This is a genomic window from Paractinoplanes durhamensis (assembly GCF_016862175.1).
In the GTDB taxonomy this organism is placed as follows: Bacteria; Actinomycetota; Actinomycetes; order Mycobacteriales; family Micromonosporaceae; genus Actinoplanes; species Actinoplanes durhamensis.
This window is the reverse complement of the sequence record NZ_BOML01000013.1, coordinates 263,190-280,736: the sequence shown is the minus strand read 5'-3', so window position 1 is coordinate 280,736 and position 17,547 is coordinate 263,190. Positions and strand designations below refer to the sequence as shown.

Annotated in this window: 13 protein-coding genes; 8 read left to right on the top strand and 5 right to left on the bottom strand. The window is 72.1% G+C overall.

All coding sequences use genetic code 11. The annotated features are described in order from the left end of the window. Positions 1-4: 4 nt before the first annotated feature. A complete protein-coding gene (gene ppdK, locus Adu01nite_RS08000) occupies positions 5-2,665 on the bottom strand; it encodes a pyruvate, phosphate dikinase (RefSeq protein ID WP_203725884.1) in 2,661 nt (886 codons plus the stop codon). Positions 2,666-2,879: 214 nt separating this feature from the next. Then, the gene (locus Adu01nite_RS07995) at positions 2,880-3,578 is read right to left on the bottom strand and encodes a DUF4389 domain-containing protein (RefSeq protein ID WP_203725883.1); all 699 of its coding nucleotides are present in this window, start codon (positions 3,576-3,578) and stop codon (positions 2,880-2,882) included. Between the two features lie 181 nt (positions 3,579-3,759). Here Adu01nite_RS07995 and Adu01nite_RS07990 point away from each other — a divergent pair, with 181 nt between their 5' ends. From Adu01nite_RS07990 to Adu01nite_RS07975, 4 genes are all read left to right on the top strand, one after another. Further along, positions 3,760-5,079, top strand: coding sequence for a universal stress protein (locus Adu01nite_RS07990; protein WP_203725882.1), 1,320 nt, complete (start codon positions 3,760-3,762; stop codon positions 5,077-5,079). Between the two features lie 96 nt (positions 5,080-5,175). After that, on the top strand, positions 5,176-6,054 hold the full coding sequence (locus tag Adu01nite_RS07985) for an alpha/beta fold hydrolase (protein WP_239132220.1): 879 nt from the start codon (positions 5,176-5,178) through the stop codon (positions 6,052-6,054). Between the two features lie 18 nt (positions 6,055-6,072). Beyond that, positions 6,073-7,029, top strand: coding sequence for a patatin-like phospholipase family protein (locus Adu01nite_RS07980; protein WP_203725881.1), 957 nt, complete (start codon positions 6,073-6,075; stop codon positions 7,027-7,029). Positions 7,030-7,031: 2 nt separating this feature from the next. Beyond that, the gene (locus tag Adu01nite_RS07975) at positions 7,032-7,373 is read left to right on the top strand and encodes a helix-turn-helix domain-containing protein (RefSeq protein WP_203725880.1); all 342 of its coding nucleotides are present in this window, start codon (positions 7,032-7,034) and stop codon (positions 7,371-7,373) included. Here Adu01nite_RS07975 and Adu01nite_RS07970 read toward each other — a convergent pair. Continuing rightward, positions 7,370-9,124 carry a sensor histidine kinase gene (locus tag Adu01nite_RS07970; protein ID WP_203725879.1) on the bottom strand — a complete coding sequence of 585 codons (1,755 nt, stop codon included), beginning with the start codon at positions 9,122-9,124 and terminating at the stop codon, positions 7,370-7,372. The two genes, Adu01nite_RS07975 and Adu01nite_RS07970, sit on opposite strands and share 4 nt — an antisense overlap. Before the next feature lie 179 nt (positions 9,125-9,303). Between Adu01nite_RS07970 and Adu01nite_RS07965 the strand changes: the two genes are divergently transcribed. Genes Adu01nite_RS07965 through Adu01nite_RS07950 form a run of 4 tightly spaced genes read left to right on the top strand, consistent with a single transcriptional unit; the run spans position 9,304 to position 13,983 of the window. After that, a complete protein-coding gene (locus Adu01nite_RS07965) occupies positions 9,304-11,964 on the top strand; it encodes a cation-translocating P-type ATPase (RefSeq protein WP_203725878.1) in 2,661 nt (886 codons plus the stop codon). A 28-nt stretch (positions 11,965-11,992) separates the two neighbouring features. Continuing rightward, the gene (gap, locus tag Adu01nite_RS07960) at positions 11,993-13,009 is read left to right on the top strand and encodes a type I glyceraldehyde-3-phosphate dehydrogenase (RefSeq protein WP_203725877.1); all 1,017 of its coding nucleotides are present in this window, start codon (positions 11,993-11,995) and stop codon (positions 13,007-13,009) included. A gap of 4 nt (positions 13,010-13,013) precedes the next feature. Beyond that, entirely contained in the window at positions 13,014-13,631 is a 618-nt protein-coding gene (locus tag Adu01nite_RS07955; protein ID WP_203725876.1) for a CBS domain-containing protein, read from the top strand. 1 nt (position 13,632) lies between these two features. After that, entirely contained in the window at positions 13,633-13,983 is a 351-nt protein-coding gene (locus Adu01nite_RS07950; RefSeq protein ID WP_203725875.1) for a hypothetical protein, read from the top strand. Between the two features lie 81 nt (positions 13,984-14,064). Here Adu01nite_RS07950 and Adu01nite_RS07945 read toward each other — a convergent pair whose 3' ends face one another. Together Adu01nite_RS07945 and Adu01nite_RS07940 are read right to left on the bottom strand one after the other, a co-directional pair. Next, on the bottom strand, positions 14,065-14,907 hold the full coding sequence (locus Adu01nite_RS07945) for a universal stress protein (protein ID WP_203725874.1): 843 nt from the start codon (positions 14,905-14,907) through the stop codon (positions 14,065-14,067). Then, the gene (locus Adu01nite_RS07940; protein ID WP_203725873.1) at positions 14,904-17,546 is read right to left on the bottom strand and encodes a bifunctional acetate--CoA ligase family protein/GNAT family N-acetyltransferase; all 2,643 of its coding nucleotides are present in this window, start codon (positions 17,544-17,546) and stop codon (positions 14,904-14,906) included. The genes Adu01nite_RS07945 and Adu01nite_RS07940 overlap by 4 nt, the downstream gene beginning before the upstream one ends. Position 17,547: the final 1 nt, after the last annotated feature.

The window sequence follows — 17,547 nt, the reverse complement described above, 5'->3', positions numbered from 1 at the left end:
CCTCCTACCTGCTGTCCGAGCCGGCAGCGCCGGCCACGACGGCACGGCCGGCCTCGAGCCGGGCGATCGGCACCCGGAACGGGGAGCAGGACACGTAGTCGAGTCCGGCACCGTCGAAGAAGCGGACCGAGGCGGGGTCGCCGCCGTGCTCGCCGCAGACACCCACGGTCAGGTCCGGGCGGGCGGCCCGGCCACGCTCGACGGCGGTGCGGACCAGTGCGCCGACCCCGTCGACGTCGATGGTCTCGAACGGGGAGGCGGCGAATATGCCGAGGTCCTGGTAGCGGCCGAAGAACGCGCCCTCGACGTCGTCGCGGGAGAATCCCCAGGTCATCTGAGTCAGGTCGTTGGTGCCGAAGGAGAAGAACTCGGCGGCGCCGGCGATCTCGCCGGCGGTGAGCGCGGCCCTCGGCACCTCGATCATGGTGCCGATCCGGATCGGCGGCGCGCCCGGCACGGAAGCCAGGATCGACTCGGCTTCCGCCCGTACGGTCTCCAATTCCTGAACGGCGCCGACCAGCGGAACCATGATCTCCGGCCGCGGGTCGCCGCCGGCGGCGACCCGCGCGGCCGCGGCCTGCGCGACCGCCTTGACCTGCATCGCGAAAAGGCCGGGGATGACCAGGCCGAGGCGTACGCCGCGCAGGCCGAGCATCGGGTTCTGCTCGTGCATGCGCCGGACGGCGGCCAGCAGCACCCCGTCCCGTCCCGGCTCCTCGCCGAGCGCCTCGGCGCGCGCGACCCGTGCGGTCAGCTCCTCCAGCGGGGGCAGGAACTCGTGCAGCGGCGGATCGATCAGCCGCACCGTGACCGGCTGGCCGTCCATCGCCTGGAAGAGCTCCTCGAAGTCGGCCCGCTGCAGTGGCAGCAGGGCGTCGAGAGCCGCTGCCCGCTCGATGTCGCTGTCCGCGAGGATGAGCCGTTCGACCAGAACCCGGCGGTCGCCGAGGAACATGTGCTCGGTGCGGCACAGACCGATGCCGGTGGCACCGAAGCGGCGGGCCCGGGCAGCGTCGGGTGCGGTGTCGGCGTTCGCGTGCACGCCGAGACGGGCGGTGTGGTCGGCGTGGATCATCAGGCGTTCGACCGCGGAGAGCAGCGGGTCGCCGTGCGCGGTCAGGTCACCCTCGAAATAGCGAACCACCTTCGACGGGTGCACCGGAACGGCACCCGGGTAGACGTGGCCGGTGGTCCCGTCGATCGAGATGATGTCGCCGGCGTGCAGGCTGCGGCCCGCGACCACCACCTCGTTGTCGCGGATGTCCAGCTGCTCGGCGCCGCAGACACACGTCTTGCCCATGCCCCGGGCCACCACGGCGGCGTGCGAGGTCTTGCCCCCGCGTGCGGTCAGGATGCCCTGAGCGGCGATCATGCCGGGCAGGTCGTCCGGGTTGGTCTCGCGCCGGACCAGGATGACGGGCCCGGTGGCGGCTGCGGCCGAGGCGGAGTCGAAGACGATCCCGCCGACGGCGGCTCCGGGCGAGGCCGGTATGCCGGTGACCAGCGGCGGCGGAGCCGCGGACTTGTCGAAGCTGGGGAACATCAGCTGGGCGAGCTGTTCGCCGCTGACCCGCTGCAGGGCTTCGTCGAGAGTGATGGTGCCCTCGTCGACGAGCTGGGCGGCGATGACGAAGGCGGCGGCGGGGGTGCGCTTGCCGACCCGGGTCTGCAGCATCCACAGCTTGCCGTTCTCGATGGTGAACTCGATGTCGCACAGGTCGCGGTAGTGCTGCTCGAGACGCTGCATGATCGAAAGCAACTGAACGTAGCTCTGCGGATCGATGCCGGCCAGCTCGGCCAGGCTGACGGTGTTGCGGATGCCGGCGACCACGTCCTCGCCCTGAGCATTCTGCAGGTAGTCGCCGTAGACGCCGCGCCGGCCGGTGGCCGGGTCGCGGGTGAACGCCACGCCGGTGCCGGAATCGGCACCGCGGTTGCCGAACACCATCGCCATCACGTTGACGGCAGTCCCGAGATCCTGCGGGATGCGTTCCTGCCGGCGGTAGAGCACGGCCCGCGTGGCGTTCCACGACCGGAACACCGCGCCGATCGAAAGGTACAGCTGTTCATGGACGGCCTGCGGGAATTCCCGGCCGGTGTGCGCGTGAAAGACCTTCTTGTAGGACTCCACGAGATCCATCAGGTGGGCGGTGTCCAGTTCCGCGTCGCTCGTGACCCCGGCCGCCGTCCGGGCCATGGTCAGCTCCACCTCGAAGTCCTCGCCGGGCACGTCGAACACGGTCTTGCCGAGCATCTGGATCAGCCGGCGGTAGGAATCCCAGGCGAACCGGCCGTCGCCGCTCTGATGGGCCAGCCCGGCTACGGTCGTGTCGTTGAGGCCGATGTCGAGGATGGTCTCCATCATTCCGGGCATGGAGAACTTCGCGCCCGAGCGCACCGACAGCAGCAGCGGGTCATGCGGGTCGCCGAGATTCCGGCCCGCACTGGCCTGAAGCTGGCGGAGGTGATGCTCGACCTCGCCGAGCAGCCCGGTCGGCATCGCCCCGGTGTGCAGGTATTCCTTGCAGGCATCGGTGGTGATGGTGAAGCCCGGTGGAACCGGCAGGCCCATCCTGGTCATCTCGGCGAGGTTCGCACCCTTGCCACCGAGCAGATCCTTCAGGTCCTTGTTTCCGTCGATGAAGTCGTAGACGTACCTGGACATCCGAACCTCCTGCGTCGTCGCACCCTTTCGTCGTTCTGGTCCTCCCTTCTTGCTATGCCGCGGCGATCCGGCCGAGTAGTGCCGGAGGTCCCTGTCGGACGGGCCGAAGCGCGCTGCGTGCCACGCTCAGGGCGGTACGCCCCCGGAACCGGATGGGCGCCGGAAGGGCGATGCCGGCGGCCCCGGCCACCGGCATCGCGTCCGTTCGGTGCGCTCATGAAGCGACCGTTGCGGAGCGGCCGCCGTCCGGTTCCGGTTCCGGTTCCGGTTCCGGTTCGGATCCGCCCTGGTCGAGCCGGAACGGCGGGTAGCGTCCGGTGATGAGGGTCAGGTAGGCGGCGACCCGCAGGTTCCAGCGGGCGACGCCGACGAGCAGGTCGTGCAGGCCGGCCGGGTAGCGTCCGCTGAAGAGCAACGCCACCGCGGCCACCAGGACGGCGGCACCGACCAGGCTCAGCGGTGCGTCCGCACGGGCGTCGCCGTCGCCGAACGACCAGGTGGCACCGGTCAGAGCGCCCAGCAGAATCAGATGCGGCACGGCGAACAGCCACGCCACCAAGGGCAGCCACCGAGGCGGCGGCGGGCCCGGCTCGGCCTGGAACCGGGCCGGATAGTCCGGCACGGCAGCCAGCGTGAACGGTGGGTACCGGTCGGTGCCGAGCACCTGGTACCCGTAGTAGCCGACCCGCCAGGTCCAGCGCAGCACGCCGATGTTGTAGGCCCGGATCGACTCCGGGTAGCGGCCGGTGAACAGCAGGGCGACGTAGGCGACGAGGGTGAGCACCACCAGGCCGATCCACAGTACGGCCAGAACGATGTAGTGCGGGATGAGAATGATCCACTTGACGAGCCAGAGCCACCGGCTGAGTGACTCGTCGCGATGTCCCTCGACCCGCACGGGATAGCGATCCATGACACCTCCCCAGATTTTCTCCAGCACACCGCGGCCGTACCGGGGACGGTCAGGGCCGGAGTTCTTCGGATGCGGAGCAGACCGGCGCCATCCGGGGGCCGCACGAGGGACCAACGGCTCTGGAAGGTCACGGGCGCGCCGGGGTCTGGTAGAGGTAGCGCGGGAGTCCCGGAGGTGCGAAATGACCATGCTGCGAGTGATGGCGGGCTACGACGGCTCGATCGCCGCCGGTGAGGCCATCGGGGTGGCCGCACGGCTGCTGCCCCGGGCACACGCCTGGATCTCCTATCTGTGGGTGCCGCCGTTCGCCGATGAGGCGATGCGCCGCCGACTCTGGCACGGGACGAGCCGGGTCGACGAGTTCGTCGCAGCGGTGGAGCGGGAAGGCTCCGCCGAGGCCGCACGCATCGCCGGCATGGGAGCCGCTCTCGCCGGCGCGGCCGGGTGGGAGGCCGAAACGCTGGTCGAGCGCGGCTACGGCGGGGAGGGCGCACAACTGGCCGAACTCGCCGAGAAGCTCGAACCCGATCTGCTCGTGCTGGGTTCGCGCGGTCTCGGTGGCGCGCACGCCGTACTCGGCAGTGTCTCCGACATGGCCGTGCACTACGCGCCGAGGCCCGCCCTCGTAGTGCCGCACCCGTTGCTGGTCGACGAGCACGCGACCGTGGCGGACGGCCCCGTCCTGGTCGGCTGGGACGGCTCAGCCGGGGCGCGGCAGGCGCTGACCGTGGCGCAGTCGTTGTTCGACGGGCGGCGCATTCTGCTCGCCGCCGTCCACGACGGCGTGCCCACGGAGCCGCCACCCGCCGACTGCGAACTGCTCACCGTGGACCGGCCGGCCGGCCGCCCGGCCGGTCGGGGGGTAGCGGAGGCACTCGCCCGGCTGGCCGCCGACCAGCAAGCGGCCGTGGTCGTCGTCGGATCCCGGGGATGCTCGGCGATCAGGGAGATCCTGCTCGGCAGCGTCGCCATGGCCACCCTGCACCACGTTTCGCGTCCCGTCCTCGTGGTGCCGCATCACCTCCAGCCAGGTGCGCCCGGCGCCACCGATCGGATCGAGATCACCTTCGTGCCCGCGCAAGTGGTCGCCGGGATCCGGGAGCGGGTCGCTCCGGCCGACCTCGAAGCGTTCTTCGCCCGGACGATCCCGGTCGTCGCCGCCGCACTCACCCGGGTCGGCGCGGCACCGGCGGGGCCACCCACGGCCGTCTACTCGCACGAGGAGCGCCAGGCCTTCGACGTGACCGTCGGATTCCCGGTCGAGAGCGAGCCGCCGGACGCCGCCGGGCTGAGCATCGAGCACCTCCCGGCCGGCCGGGTGGTCCGTGCCGAGCACAACGGACCGTACTCGTCGCTGCCGGCCACCTATGCGGCCCTCGCCTCCTGGTTCGCCGGCCACGCCCGGACTCCACCCCGCGTCATGTGGGAGGAGTACCTCATCGGACCGCAGGAAGCCGAGGAGTCCCGATACCGCACCAGGATCGTCTACCCGCTCCTGTGATCGGGCGATGACGGACACCCTTGGTCGGCACAGGTCCGTTCGCCGGAGGTCTCCCGCCCGTTCCGGCGGCGACCGGCATGGAGTCACGCTGGAGGCATGACCGGCGGAATGGCAAAAAACGGAGCTTTCGAGATTGCGTACGAGGTGGAAGGCGCCCCGGAGGGCGAGCCACTGTTGCTGATCATGGGTCTCGGCCTGTCGATGGACTTCTGGCCGCCGGGATTCCGCCGCCTGCTCGTCGAGCGCGGCTTCCGGGTCGCCCGGCTGGACAATCGGGACGTGGGCCGGTCCACCCACCTGTCCGGCGTCGGCCCGCCGTCGATGCTGTCGCTTCTGGCCCGGCGCCGGTCCGGCTACCGCCTGTCGGACATGGCGGGCGACGCGGTCGCCGTGCTCGACGCGCTGGGCTGGGACAGCGCACACGTGGTCGGCGTCTCGCTGGGCGGCATGATCGCGCAGACGCTCGCCGGCGGTCACCCCGAGCGGGTACGCAGCCTGACATCGATCTCGTCATCCCCGTCGCCACGGATCGGCCGGCCCGCGCCGCAGACCCTGCCGGTGCTGCTGGCCGGGCGGGCCCGGGACCGGGCCACGGCGGGCGCCCAGATGGTCCGGGTCTTCCGGGTGATCGGCTCGCCGGGCTACCCGCATGACGAAGCGGAGATCCGCGAGGCCGCGGCCCGCCTGTTCGACGTCGCGCACGACCCGGACGGCCTTCGCCGGCAGCTGGCCGCGATCGTCTCCGCCGAGGACCGCCGGCCGATGCTGCGCCGGTTGCGCCTGCCCGCCCTGGTCGTGCACGGCGACGCCGATCCGCTTGTCCGGCCGTCCGGCGGTCGTGCCACGGCACGTGCCCTTGCCGGGTCGAAGCTGGTCATCTACCCCGGTATGGGCCATGACCTGCCCGCCGCGCTCCAGCCGGACCTGGCCGACGAGATCCTGGCGCTCGCCGGGCGGTGGTCGCCGGCCCGCTGAGCGTGGCACCATGCGGGTATGTCGAGGGTCAAGCGGATAGGCCTGGTCTTGGGCGCGGGTGGCACGCTCGGTGCGGCGTGGACCATCGGCGGTCTGTCCGCCGTGCAGGACCGGATCGGACGTCCGTTGAACGAGGTCGACGTGATCGTCGGCACGAGCGCGGGCAGCATCGTGGCGGCCGCGATCCGGCACGGGTTCACCCCGGAGGACCTGGTCGCCCACCAGCTCGGCGGGGGTGCCGACCACCTCCCGGGGGCGCACGAGTTCGAACACGACTCCGGCCGGTTGCCGCCCCCTCCGCGCCTGCGGGTCGGCTCGGTCCGGCTGCTGGCCACCGCGGCCCTCGCCCCGCACAGCGTGCATCCCGCCGTCTGGGCCAGCGCGCTGCTGCCGCAGGGTCGCTCCGAGCACCACACGCTGCGTAGATATGTTCAGACTCTGGTCCGCGACGATCCCGATCACTGGCCGGTGCGGGACACGTGGATCGTGGGCGTGGACTACGAATGCGGCCGCCGGACCGTGTTCGGCCGTCCCGGCAGCCCGCCCGCCTCCTTGCCGGACGCGGTGGTGGCATCCTGTTCCATCCCGGGCTGGCATCGGCCCACCCGGATCGGCGACCGCCGCTACGTCGACGGGGGAGTCCGCTCGTCGGCGTCCCTTGACCTGCTGCACGCCGGCGGGCTCGACGAGGTTTACGTTCTGGCGCCGATGGCGAGCCGGGAGAGCGACTGCCGGTGGCATCCGGCCTGGCATGCCGAGCGGGCGGCGCGCCAGGTCTTCAACGCGCAACTGGAGCGGGAGCGGCGCAAAGTGGAGCGCGGAGGCGCCCGGGTCACGCTGCTCACGCCCGGCCGGGCGGACCTGTCCGCGATCGGGATCAACCTGATGGACGGGCGCCGGCGGCGCGAGGTGCTGCAGACGGCGCAGGTCACGGTCGAGGCGGCGCTGCGCCGCGTCGCAACGCGGGCGGCCTGAGGTTGACCCCGGTCCTGCCGCCCGGCCTAGGTGAGATCATCCGCCGCCGGCGGGAACTGGCGGAGCTGCCGATCCGGCGGTTCGCGGCGATGGTCGGCATCTCCGGGCCGTACCTGTCGCAGATCGAGCGGGGCCTGCGAGCTCCGTCGGATCGGGTGTTGCGGGCGATCGCGGCCTCGCTCCGCACCACTGCCGACGCACTGCGCAGCGAGGCGGGCCCGCAGTGGGACCCGCCGCCGGCCGTGCTCGTCGCGATCGCCGCCGACCCGCGGCTGACCGCCCGGCAACGCCAGGCACTCACCGAGGTCTACCGGGCGTTCGTCGCCATGGACGCCGAAAACTAGGCGACCGGCACCGACCATTCCAAGCAGGTGCCCGAAGGCGTGCCGGCGCTGAGGGCGAAGGTGCCGCCGCGTCGTTCGGCACGGCGCCGGAGGTTGGCCGTGCCGCTGCTGCGGGCGGTTTCGCCGACACCGATGCCGTTGTCGCTCACCTTGACGGAGAGCAGGACGCCGTCCGGCCCGGCGTCGACGGCGACATCGACGTCGACCCGGGTGGCCCGAGCGTGCCGGGCGACATTGCTCAGGCCCTCACGCAGGGTTGCGGCGATGTCGTCGGCGAGAGCACCGGGGTCGGTGGAGTCGGCCATGAGGGTGTCGACAGGACCGCTGAATCGCAGCGCGGGCGTGAATCCGAGCGTCTGACCGGACTCGGTGACGAGGCCCAGGACGCGTGCGCGGAGTCCCTCCGGCGTCGGGGTCGTGGCCTGCTGGATGGCGAAGATGGTGGTCCGGATCTGAGCGATCGTGTCGTCGAGCTCATCTATCACGCCGGTGATGCGCGGGCCGGCCGGATGGTTGCCCATGCGGGCGGTCGCGCCCTGCAGCGCCAGCCCGGCGGCGAACAGGCGCTGGATGATGTGGTCGTGCAGGTCGGCAGCGATGCGGTCGCGTTCATCCATGATCGTGATGCGTTCGCGTTCCATGCGGGACTCGGACAGTTCGAGCGCGACCGAGGCGTGGTTGGCGAACGCGGCCGCCATCTGCAGGTCCTCCGGCATGAACGGCGGGCGCCCGGGGAGGCGGGCGACGGTCAGCACGCCGCCGGTCCGCTCCGACCCGGTCAGCGGGGCGACCAGGACGGGGCCGACGTCGATACTGTCTGCCAGGACGGTGGGCGGAAGCCCGGGCCGGCCGCTCGCATCGTCGAGGCGTACCGGCGTGCCGGTGCCGAAGACGTGACCGCACAGCGTGTCGCCGATCTGGCTGCGGGAACCGATCAGGCTCTTGGCGGCTTCCTCGGTGGCCGGTCCACCGACAGCGGTTTCGACGAGCAGTTGCTCGCGGCCGGGGCCGGTGGGCAGAAGGACGGCGACCAGGTCGGCGTCCGCCAGCCGGTAGGCGTGCGCGGCGATGGACTCCAGCACGGAGGACTCCGCGGCGGCGCTGAGCATGTCACGGGTGATCGCAGCGGTAGCGGCCAGCCAGTCGCCGCGCCGTCGGCTGGTCTCGTAGTGCCGAGCGTTGTTGATCACCACGGCGGCGGTCGCGGCCAGCGCGACGGCCAGCTCCTCGTCGTCGCTGCTGAAGCTGCCGTTGCAACTGTCGGTGAAATAGAGGTTGCCGAAGACCTCGTCCCGGATGCGGATGGGCACGCCCAGGAAGCTCTTCATGGGGGGATGCCCGGCCGGGAACCCGGCGGAACGGAGGTGTGTCGCGATGTCGTCGAGCCGGATCGGATGCGGATCGTCGGTGAGTGCGCCGAGAAGCCCCTTGCCCCGGGGCAACGGCCCGATGGCCTCGACCGAGCCGGCGGGCATGCCGGTGTGGATGAATTCGGCCAGCCCGCCTTGCCCGTCCAGGATTCCGAGCGCGGCATAGCGGGCGCCGACCAGCTCCCGGGCGGACATGGCGAGACGCTGCAGCAGCGGGCGTAGCTCAAGATCGGACAGCAGCGCCTGGTTGGCTCGGAGCAACCCGCGCAGCCGGCCTTGCGTGCTCATCACCTCGTGCGCACGCTCGACGAGCTGACCGAGGAGCTGATCGAGCTCCAGCCGGGGCAGATCGGGAAAGGTCAGCTCACCGTCGGAATCCATCACGCCTCGCAACGGGGGTTGCGTGCAATAGCCATTGCAGACTGCCATCAACGATGATGAGATCGCAAGACCCTCGCGGTCGCGATCTTGAGCGGTGGCCGGGATGCGGCCATCGGTCGGCCGGGCCGGCGACGAAAGGCCCTGCCCGATCGTGACCGCCCGGGCCGACGCTGGACGATATGACCGAGTCCCTCGACGGTCCCGCCGCAGTCGACGGGCGCCGCCCACCACAGCAGCTCTTCCGCGATCTGCGCACGTCGGCCGGCGGTCTCGGCGCCCGCGAGGCGGCGCGCCGGCTGACCGTTTACGGCCCCAACGAGTTGTCCCGGCGTCCGGGCAACTCCTGGCTCACCGAACTGCTCGCCCAGTTCACCCAGCCGCTCGCCGTGCTGCTCATGGTCGCCGCGGTGCTCGCCTGGCTCGGCGACGCGCCGCAGCTGGCGATCGCGGTCGTGGCGGTGATCCTGCTCAATGCGGGTTTCGCGTTCGTGCAGGAGCGGCAGGCCGAGCGTGCGGTCGAGGCGCTCGCCGCCTACCTGCCCGACACCGCACGAGCCCTGCGTGACGGAATGGCCTGTGAGGTCCCGGCTCGCGAGTTGGTCCCCGGCGACATCATCGAGATCACCGAGGGTGACCGGATCTGCGCCGACGCCCGGCTCATCGAGGGCGATCTGTCGGTGGATCTGTCCGCGCTCAACGGCGAGTCGGTGCCCGCCGGGCGCACCGCCGACGCCGACCTGGTGCCGGGACCGCTGATCGAGGCGCGCGAACTGGTCTTCAGCGGCACCGCCTGCGTCGCCGGGCAGGGCCGGGCCGTGGTGCTGCACACCGGGATGCACACCGAGATCGGTCGCATCGCCGCCCTGTCCCAGCGCGGGCGCACCGAGCCGAGCCCGCTCGAGCGGCAGGTACGCCGGGCCACGTGGGTCATTGCGATCGCCGCGGTGCTGGCCGGCGCGGCGTTCCTGCCGATCGGGGTGGTTGCCGGGCTCGGCTGGTCGGCGGCGATCAGCTTCACGATCGGTCTCATCGTCGCGAACGTGCCGGAAGGCCTGCTGCCCACGATCACCCTCGCCCTCGCGGTGGGCGTCCGGGAACTGGCGCGCCGGGGTGCCGTCGTCAAGCGGCTGTCCGCGGTGGAGACGCTCGGCTCCACGACGGTCATCTGCACCGACAAGACCGGCACCCTGACCGAGAACCGGATGCGGGTCACCCGGATGTGGCGGTCCGGGGCGGAGCTCGACGCCGGGGAGGCCGGTGGCCGGCCGCTGGCCCGGGCCGCAGCCTTGTGCACGACGGCGCGCGAGGACGGCCGCGGCGATCCCACCGAGATCGCGCTGTTGCGGCTGGCGGCCGATCTGGACGTGCCCGCCACCGGCCGCGACCGCGAGCGCGTGGCCCTGTACGCCTTCGACGCCCGGCTCAAGCGGATGTCCACCGTTGACGGCGATCGGGTGCATACCAAGGGCGCCCTCGAGTCGGTGCTGCCACTCTGCACCGGCGTTCTCGCCGCCGACGACACCGTCGGCGACGTGTCCGACGCGGTGCGGACCGAGCTGTCCGCCGCCATGGACCGGTACGCCGCGGCCGGTCTGCGGGTGCTGGCCGTGGCCGGCCGGGACGTTGCCGGACATCCCCCGGCCGACCGGGCCGACGCCGAGCGTGACCTGGTGCTGCTCGGCCTGATCGCGATGGTCGACCCGCCGCGGCCGGGTGTCGCCGAGGCGGTCGCCGCCGCCCACCACGCCGGGATCCGGATCCACGTGATCACCGGGGATTACGGGCCGACCGCCGCCGAGATCGCCCGTCAGGTCGGCATCGGCCGGGGCGGGCGGCGAATCGTCACCGGCGACCAGCTGGACCGGATGACCGAGTCGGAGCTCGACGAGCTGCTGGCCGGGCCCGGTGAGATCGTCTTCGCACGGTCCTCGCCGGAGGGGAAGCTGCGCATCTGCGAGGCGCTGCGGGCGGGCGGGCAGATCGTGGCGATGACCGGCGACGGCGTCAACGATGCCCCGGCGCTGCGGCACGCGGACATCGGCGTGGCGATGGGCCGATCGGGCACCGACGTGGCCCGGGAGGCAGCCACGATGGTGCTGACCGACGACAATTTCGTCACCGTCGTGCGGGCCGTCGAGGCGGGGCGCCGCGTCTTCGACAACGTCCGCAAGTTCGTGCTCTACATCTTCGCCCACGCCGTACCCGAGATCGTCCCGTTCTTGATCTTCGCGTTGTCCGGCGGTTCCGTGCCGTTGCCCCTGACCGTGCTCCAGATCCTCGCCATCGACCTGGGGACCGAGACCCTGCCCGCCCTTGCCCTTGGCCGGGAGGCCGCGGAGCCGGGCCTGATGGACCGGCCGCCGCGCTCGTCGCGGCAGGGCGTCATCGACCGGCGACTCCTGCTGCGGGCCTGGGGACTGCTCGGGACGGTCTCCGCGGCACTCGTCACGGCGGGCTACTTCTGGACGCTGTGGTGGGGTGGTGGTTCCCCTGCGCAGGCCGCCACGATGACCTTCGCGGGCATCGTGGCCTGCCAGATCGGCACCGCGTTCGCGGCCCGCACCGACCACGCCTCGCTGCGGTCGATCGGTGTGTTCAGCAACCGGTTGCTGCTGGCCGGCATCGCTTTCGAGCTGGTCGTCGCGGCCGTGATCATCTATCTGCCGCCGCTGCAGCCGATCTTCGGTACGGCCGCGCTGGGACCGGCCCAGCTGGCCTTCCTGCTGCCGTTTCCGGTGATCGTCTGGCTGGCGGACGAGATCTTCCGGTGGCACGGCAGATCGGCCCGGCCGGGTGGGACCTTCGACTCTCCTCCGGAGAGTGCCATGGGGAAACGCTGAAGGGAGAGGACGATATTCGGAGGCTCCCATGATCTACCGCATCGCTATCAACGGTTTCGGCCGGATCGGCCGGAACTACCTGCGCCGCCTGCTGGCCAAGGACATGGCCAACGCGGGACTTCAAGTGGTCGCCATCAATGACCTCTACGATGCCGAGACCCTTGCCCACCTGCTCCAGTACGACACCACGTTCGGCCGGCTCGAGGCCGAGGTAGGCGTGGACGGTGGCATGCTCAACGTCGGCTGGCACAGCATCCCGACCTTCTCCGAACGGTCACCGGACGCACTGCCGTGGGGTGCCATGGGCGTCGATCTGGTCATCGAGGCCACCGGCAAGCTACGTTCCCGCGACACCGCCGCCCTGCATCTCAAGGCGGGCGCCGGCCGGGTGCTCATCTCGGCGCCCGGCAAGGATGTCGACGCGACCCTGGTGCCGGGCGTCAACGCGGATTCGTACGACCCGGTGAAGCACCAGATCATCTCGGCGGCGTCGTGCACCACCAACTGTGTCGCGCCGCTGTTGAAGGTGCTGCACGAGGCGTTCGGCGTCGAGCACGGTTATCTGACCACCGTGCACGCCTACACCAACGACCAGAACGTGCTCGACGCGCCGCACAAGGATCCGCGCCGGGCCCGGGCGGCCGGGGTCAACATCATCCCGACCGGCACCGGCGCGGCGAAGGCCGTCGGTCTGGTGCTGCCCGAGCTGGCCGGCCGGCTCGACGGCGTGGCGTTGCGGGTGCCGGTGGTCGACGGCTCGATCAGCGACCTGACGCTCCAGCTTCACGACCCCTTCAACGTCACCGAGATCAACGCAGCCGTGGCGGCCGCGGTCGCCGCCGGCCAGCCGATGCACGGCATCATCCGGTACACCGACGCGCCGCTGGTCTCCACCGACATCATCGGCGATCCGGCCTCGTGCGTGTTCGACGCCCGCCTGACCCAGGCCTGCGGCCCGCTGGCGAAGGTGTTCGGCTGGTACGACAACGAGTGGGGCTACACCAACCGGCTCGTCGACCTGACCACACTGATGGCACGGAGGTGAAGTCATGCGCGTCAAGGACATCATGAGCAGCCCGGTGTACACCGTGCTGCAGACCGCCTCGGTGGAAAGCGCCGCGAAGGTGCTGACCGCCAGGTCGGTGACCGCACTGCCGGTCCTCGACACCACCGGCCGCCTGGTCGGCATGGTCGGCGAGGGCGACCTGCTGTGGCACCGGGTGCCCGCGGATCCGACCGCGCACATCCAGCGGCTGCTCGACACCGATCCGGAGAGCCGGCCCGGCATGGTCGTGGAGGTCATGTCGGCGTACCCGATCACGACTCGTCCGGAGGCCGATGTCGCCGACGTGGCGGGGGCGATGCTGGACAACGACATACGCAGCATCCCGGTGCTGGAGGACGGCACCGTGGTCGGCATCATCAGTCGCCGCGACATCCTGCGTGCCATGGTGCGCGGCGACGACGTGCTGACCGCCGAGGTGCAGCACCGGCTGGACGAGTACGGCGACGGCCACCGCTGGACGGTGATCGTCGAAGGCGGCGTCGCGCATGTCAGCGGCACCTTCGACGACGAGACCGAGCAGGGGATCGTCGTGGTGCTGGCGCGGACGGTGCCCGGCGTGGCGGCCGTTGACGTCGGCGCCGCCGGGCCGGTCGGCGGATGACATGTCCGCGCCTGTCCTCGCCGGCATTCTTGCCATGACCGGCGCCGGGGACGTGCTGCGCCTCGCGTTCGGCGAGGCGCAGCGCCGTCGTGTGGCGCTTCGCATCGTGGCCGCCGGAATGGTCGCCGACGATGAGCCGCTCCTCACCGATCTGGTCGAGCGCTGGGTGGAGAAGTTCCCGGAGGTGCCGGCCGGCATCGAGTTCCGCGACTCGCTCGACCCGGCGATAACCCTGACCGCGGCGACCCGCACGTGTTGTCTGGCCGTGCTGAACGCTCCGGACGACCCGCGAGACATCGCGGTGGTGCGCGCGGTGCAGCGGCGTGCCGCCTGTCCGCTCGCCGTCGTCTGAGGAACTCGCCGTCCTCTGAGGAACTCGCCGCCGTCTGAGGAATGAGAAGGCCCGGGGGACGCCCCCGGGCCTCATGATCTGTCAGGCAGCCGTGTCGTGCACGACCGCGATGCTGCACTCGGAGTTTCGGAGCAGGTGCTGGCTCACCGATCCGAGCAGCATTCCCTTCAGTGGCCCGCGGCCACGGGAACCGACCACCAGCAGTTGCGCCGTGCTGCCGGCCTTCGTCAGGGCGATCGCGGGGTGTTCCGCGACCGCCTCGGCGCGGAGGGCGAGCTGCGGGAACTTGGCCTGCCACCGAGCCGCCAGCTCCTCCAGCCGCCGGGAGTCCTCGACCTGCACCGCACCGGTGGCTCCGGCGGGCTTGAACGCCTGGACCACCCGCAGCGCGACGCCCCGGGCGGTGGCCTGCTCCGCGGCGAACGCCAGCGCCGCCTCGGCCGCCGGTGAGCCGTCGAAGCCGACGGCCACGGATGCGTCGGCGGCGGGCCGGCCGCGTACGACGACCACCGGGCAGTGGGCGTGCGCGGTGACCGCGACCCCGACATTGCCGAGCATGTTGAGGACGGCGCTGTGCCCGCGGCTGCCGAGCACGACGAGGCCGGCGTCGGCCGAGCGCTGGACGAGCATGAGGGCGGCGTTGCCGTCGGCGGTCTGCAGGGTGCACGGCACGGCCGGGTGGGTCCGCCGGATCTCGGCGAGGGCTTCCTGCAGGCCTTCTTGGATGACCCGCTCCGTCTCGCCGTCCGGCCAGACCGCACCGGCCGGGATGAACGGCGCGGACGGGGTCCACACCGGCCATTCGAAGGCGTAGAAGAGTTCGACCGGCGCGCCGGTGCGTTCGGCCTCGTCCAGTGCCCACCGCGCGGCGTTCATCGCGTCGGCGGAGCGGTCGTATCCGACGATGATTTTGCGGGTTGTCATGATGGCTCCTTTCCGGGCGGCTCGGCCGCGCTCAGGCGGCGGAGCAGGGAATCCGGCTCGGCGCCGACCGGCGCGAGCCGCAGTTTGGCGTCCACCGCGACGACCCCGTCCGGCCCGGCCAGGACCGGGTTGAGGTCGAGCTCGGCGATCTGCGGAAGATCTTCGGCGAGCCGGCCGAGCCGCAGCAGGAGGTCCTCGAGTGCCACGGTGTCGACGGGCGGTGCTCCGCGGTAGCCGGTCAGCAGCGGGGCCGCGCGCAGGCCACGCCACATCCGCCCGGCGTCGAGGTCGGTCATCGGCACCAGGCGCAGCACGCGGTCGCCGAGCAACTCGGTCCGCACGCCGCCGAGCCCGAGCAGGACCACGGAGCCGAACCGGGGGTCGTGAGCGATGCCGGCGACGAGTTCGACCGGCTCGGTCATCTGCTTCTGCACGAGCACGCCGCTGCCCGGCCGCCCGGCGGCGGCCACCGGTCGGTACGCGTGCCGGACGGCCGCCGGGCCGTTGAGATCGACGCGCACGCCGCCGCTGTCGGTCTTGTGCACCAGTTCCGGGTCGGCGGACTTGACGACCACCGGGTAGCCGAGCCGGTCGGCGGCGACGGCGGCCTCGGTGGCCGAGGTGGCGGTCACGGCGGGGAGGATGGTGATGCCGTACGCACCCAGGATCGCGGCCGTCCGGTCGTAGTCCTGCCAGCCGCACCCGACGGCCAGATCACGGGCCAGACCGGTGTCCACCCCGGGCAGATCGGCCCGGCCGCCGAGCGGCCGGCGGCGCCACTCGGCGTACTCGGCGGCGGCGGCCAGCGCGGTGACCGCCCGCTCCGGCAGGTCGTAGACGGGCACCCCGCGCGCGCCCAGCCGGGGGCCCGCCTCGGCGCCGACCAGCACCACCGCCGTCGCGAGGCCGGGATGCTCGTCCACCACGGACGCGAGCGCCGCGATGATCTCGGCGGCCCGGTTCGTACGGGTGGCGATCACGATCAGCAGCAGCATGTCCGTGCCGTCGCTTGCGGCGACCTCGGCGGCTGCGGCCGCGAGGTCGGCGGGCGAGACACCGGCTCCGAGGTCGAGCGGATTCCCGGCACCGCCGGGCGGCACGGTCAGCCCGGCCGCCTCGGCGGCGTCGGCTGCCAGCACACCCAGCCCGCCGGCATTGCCCACGATCGCGAGGCGCCGCCCGGTCGGCAGGGGCTGGTCGGTGAGCATGCGCGCCTCGTCGAGCAACTCCCCGAGGTTCTCCGGCCGGACGACGCCGGCCTGGGCGAACAGGGCGTCGACGGTGGCGGTGGGGGCGGCGGCCGCGGCCGTGTGCGAGGCGCCGGCCCGCTGCCCCGCGTCGGAGCGGCCGCTCTTGAGGGCGAGCACCGGCTTCCGGCGGGCGAGAGCGCGGACGGTGCGGGCGAACTTTCGCGGGTTGCCGAACGACTCGACGTACAAGGCCACCGCGCGGGTGGCCGGGTCGTCGTACCAGTAGGCGATGAGATCGTTGACGCTGACATCGGCCTTGTTGCCGAGCGACACGAAGGTGGAGATGCCGTGCCCGGCCCGCAGCGCGTCGTCGAGCAGGGCGATGCCGACCGCGCCGGACTGGGCCGCGACCGCGAGCCCGCCGGCCGGTGGCGGGGCGGACGGGGCGAACGAGGCGTCGAGGCGCACCGCGGGGTCGGTGTTGATCAGGCCGAGACAGTTCGGGCCGACCAGGCGGATTCCGTGGTCGCGGGCGAATCGGACCAGCTCGTACTGGCGCTGCCGGCCGCGCTCGCCGGCCTCGCCGAAGCCGGCGCTCAGGACGACCGCGGCGCGTACGCCCACCGCTGCACCGTCAGCCAGCACCCCGGCGACCTGGTCGGCGGGTACGGCGATCACCAACAGGTCGATCGGCGGTGGAAGCTGTCGTACCGATCGGTGGGCGGTCGTCCCGGCAACCGGCCGGCCGCTGTGGTTGACCGCGTACACCGTGCCGTGGTAGCCGTACTCGCGCAGGCCGCGGAGCGTTTCGTGGCCGACACCGCCCGGCCGGTGCCCGGCTCCGACGACCGCGACCGAGGCGGGCGAGAGCAGGGCGCGCAGCGAGGCCCGCTCGGCGGTCCGGTCCCGCAGGTCGACGGCGTCCTGCGCGTCCGGGTCGAGAGTGTCCAGGCCGACGTCGATGATGCCGTCGTCGAAGCGCGACCAGGAGTGACCGCCCAGGTCCCGCGCGGTCCGGAGCATCGCGATGTTGTCCGGCAGCACCTCACCCACGAGTTCGGCGATGCCGTAGCGGTGGGCGCGGGCGGCGAGGTGCTCCAGCAACAGCGTGCCGATCCCGCGTCCGCGGTCCCGCTCGGCGACGAAAAGGGACAGCTCTGCGCGGTGCCCGGTGTCGTCGGTGCGCTCGGCGGCGGCGACCCCGACGAGTCGCTCGCCCTCGACCGCGAGCACGGCGAGATGCGCTGCGGATTCCGGCCGGCAGAGCCGGCCCACCTCGGTGGCCAGCGCGGCGCTGCCCGGCCGGGTGAAGAAGCGCATCCGCAGACTGTCCGGCGTGGCATCCTCATACAGCCCGGCGAGCGCCCGCTGATCGGCCGGCCGGGTGGGGCGGATCGTGATGATTCCGCCGTCCAGGGCCAGGGCGTCGGCGCTGTCGTTGATGGTCATG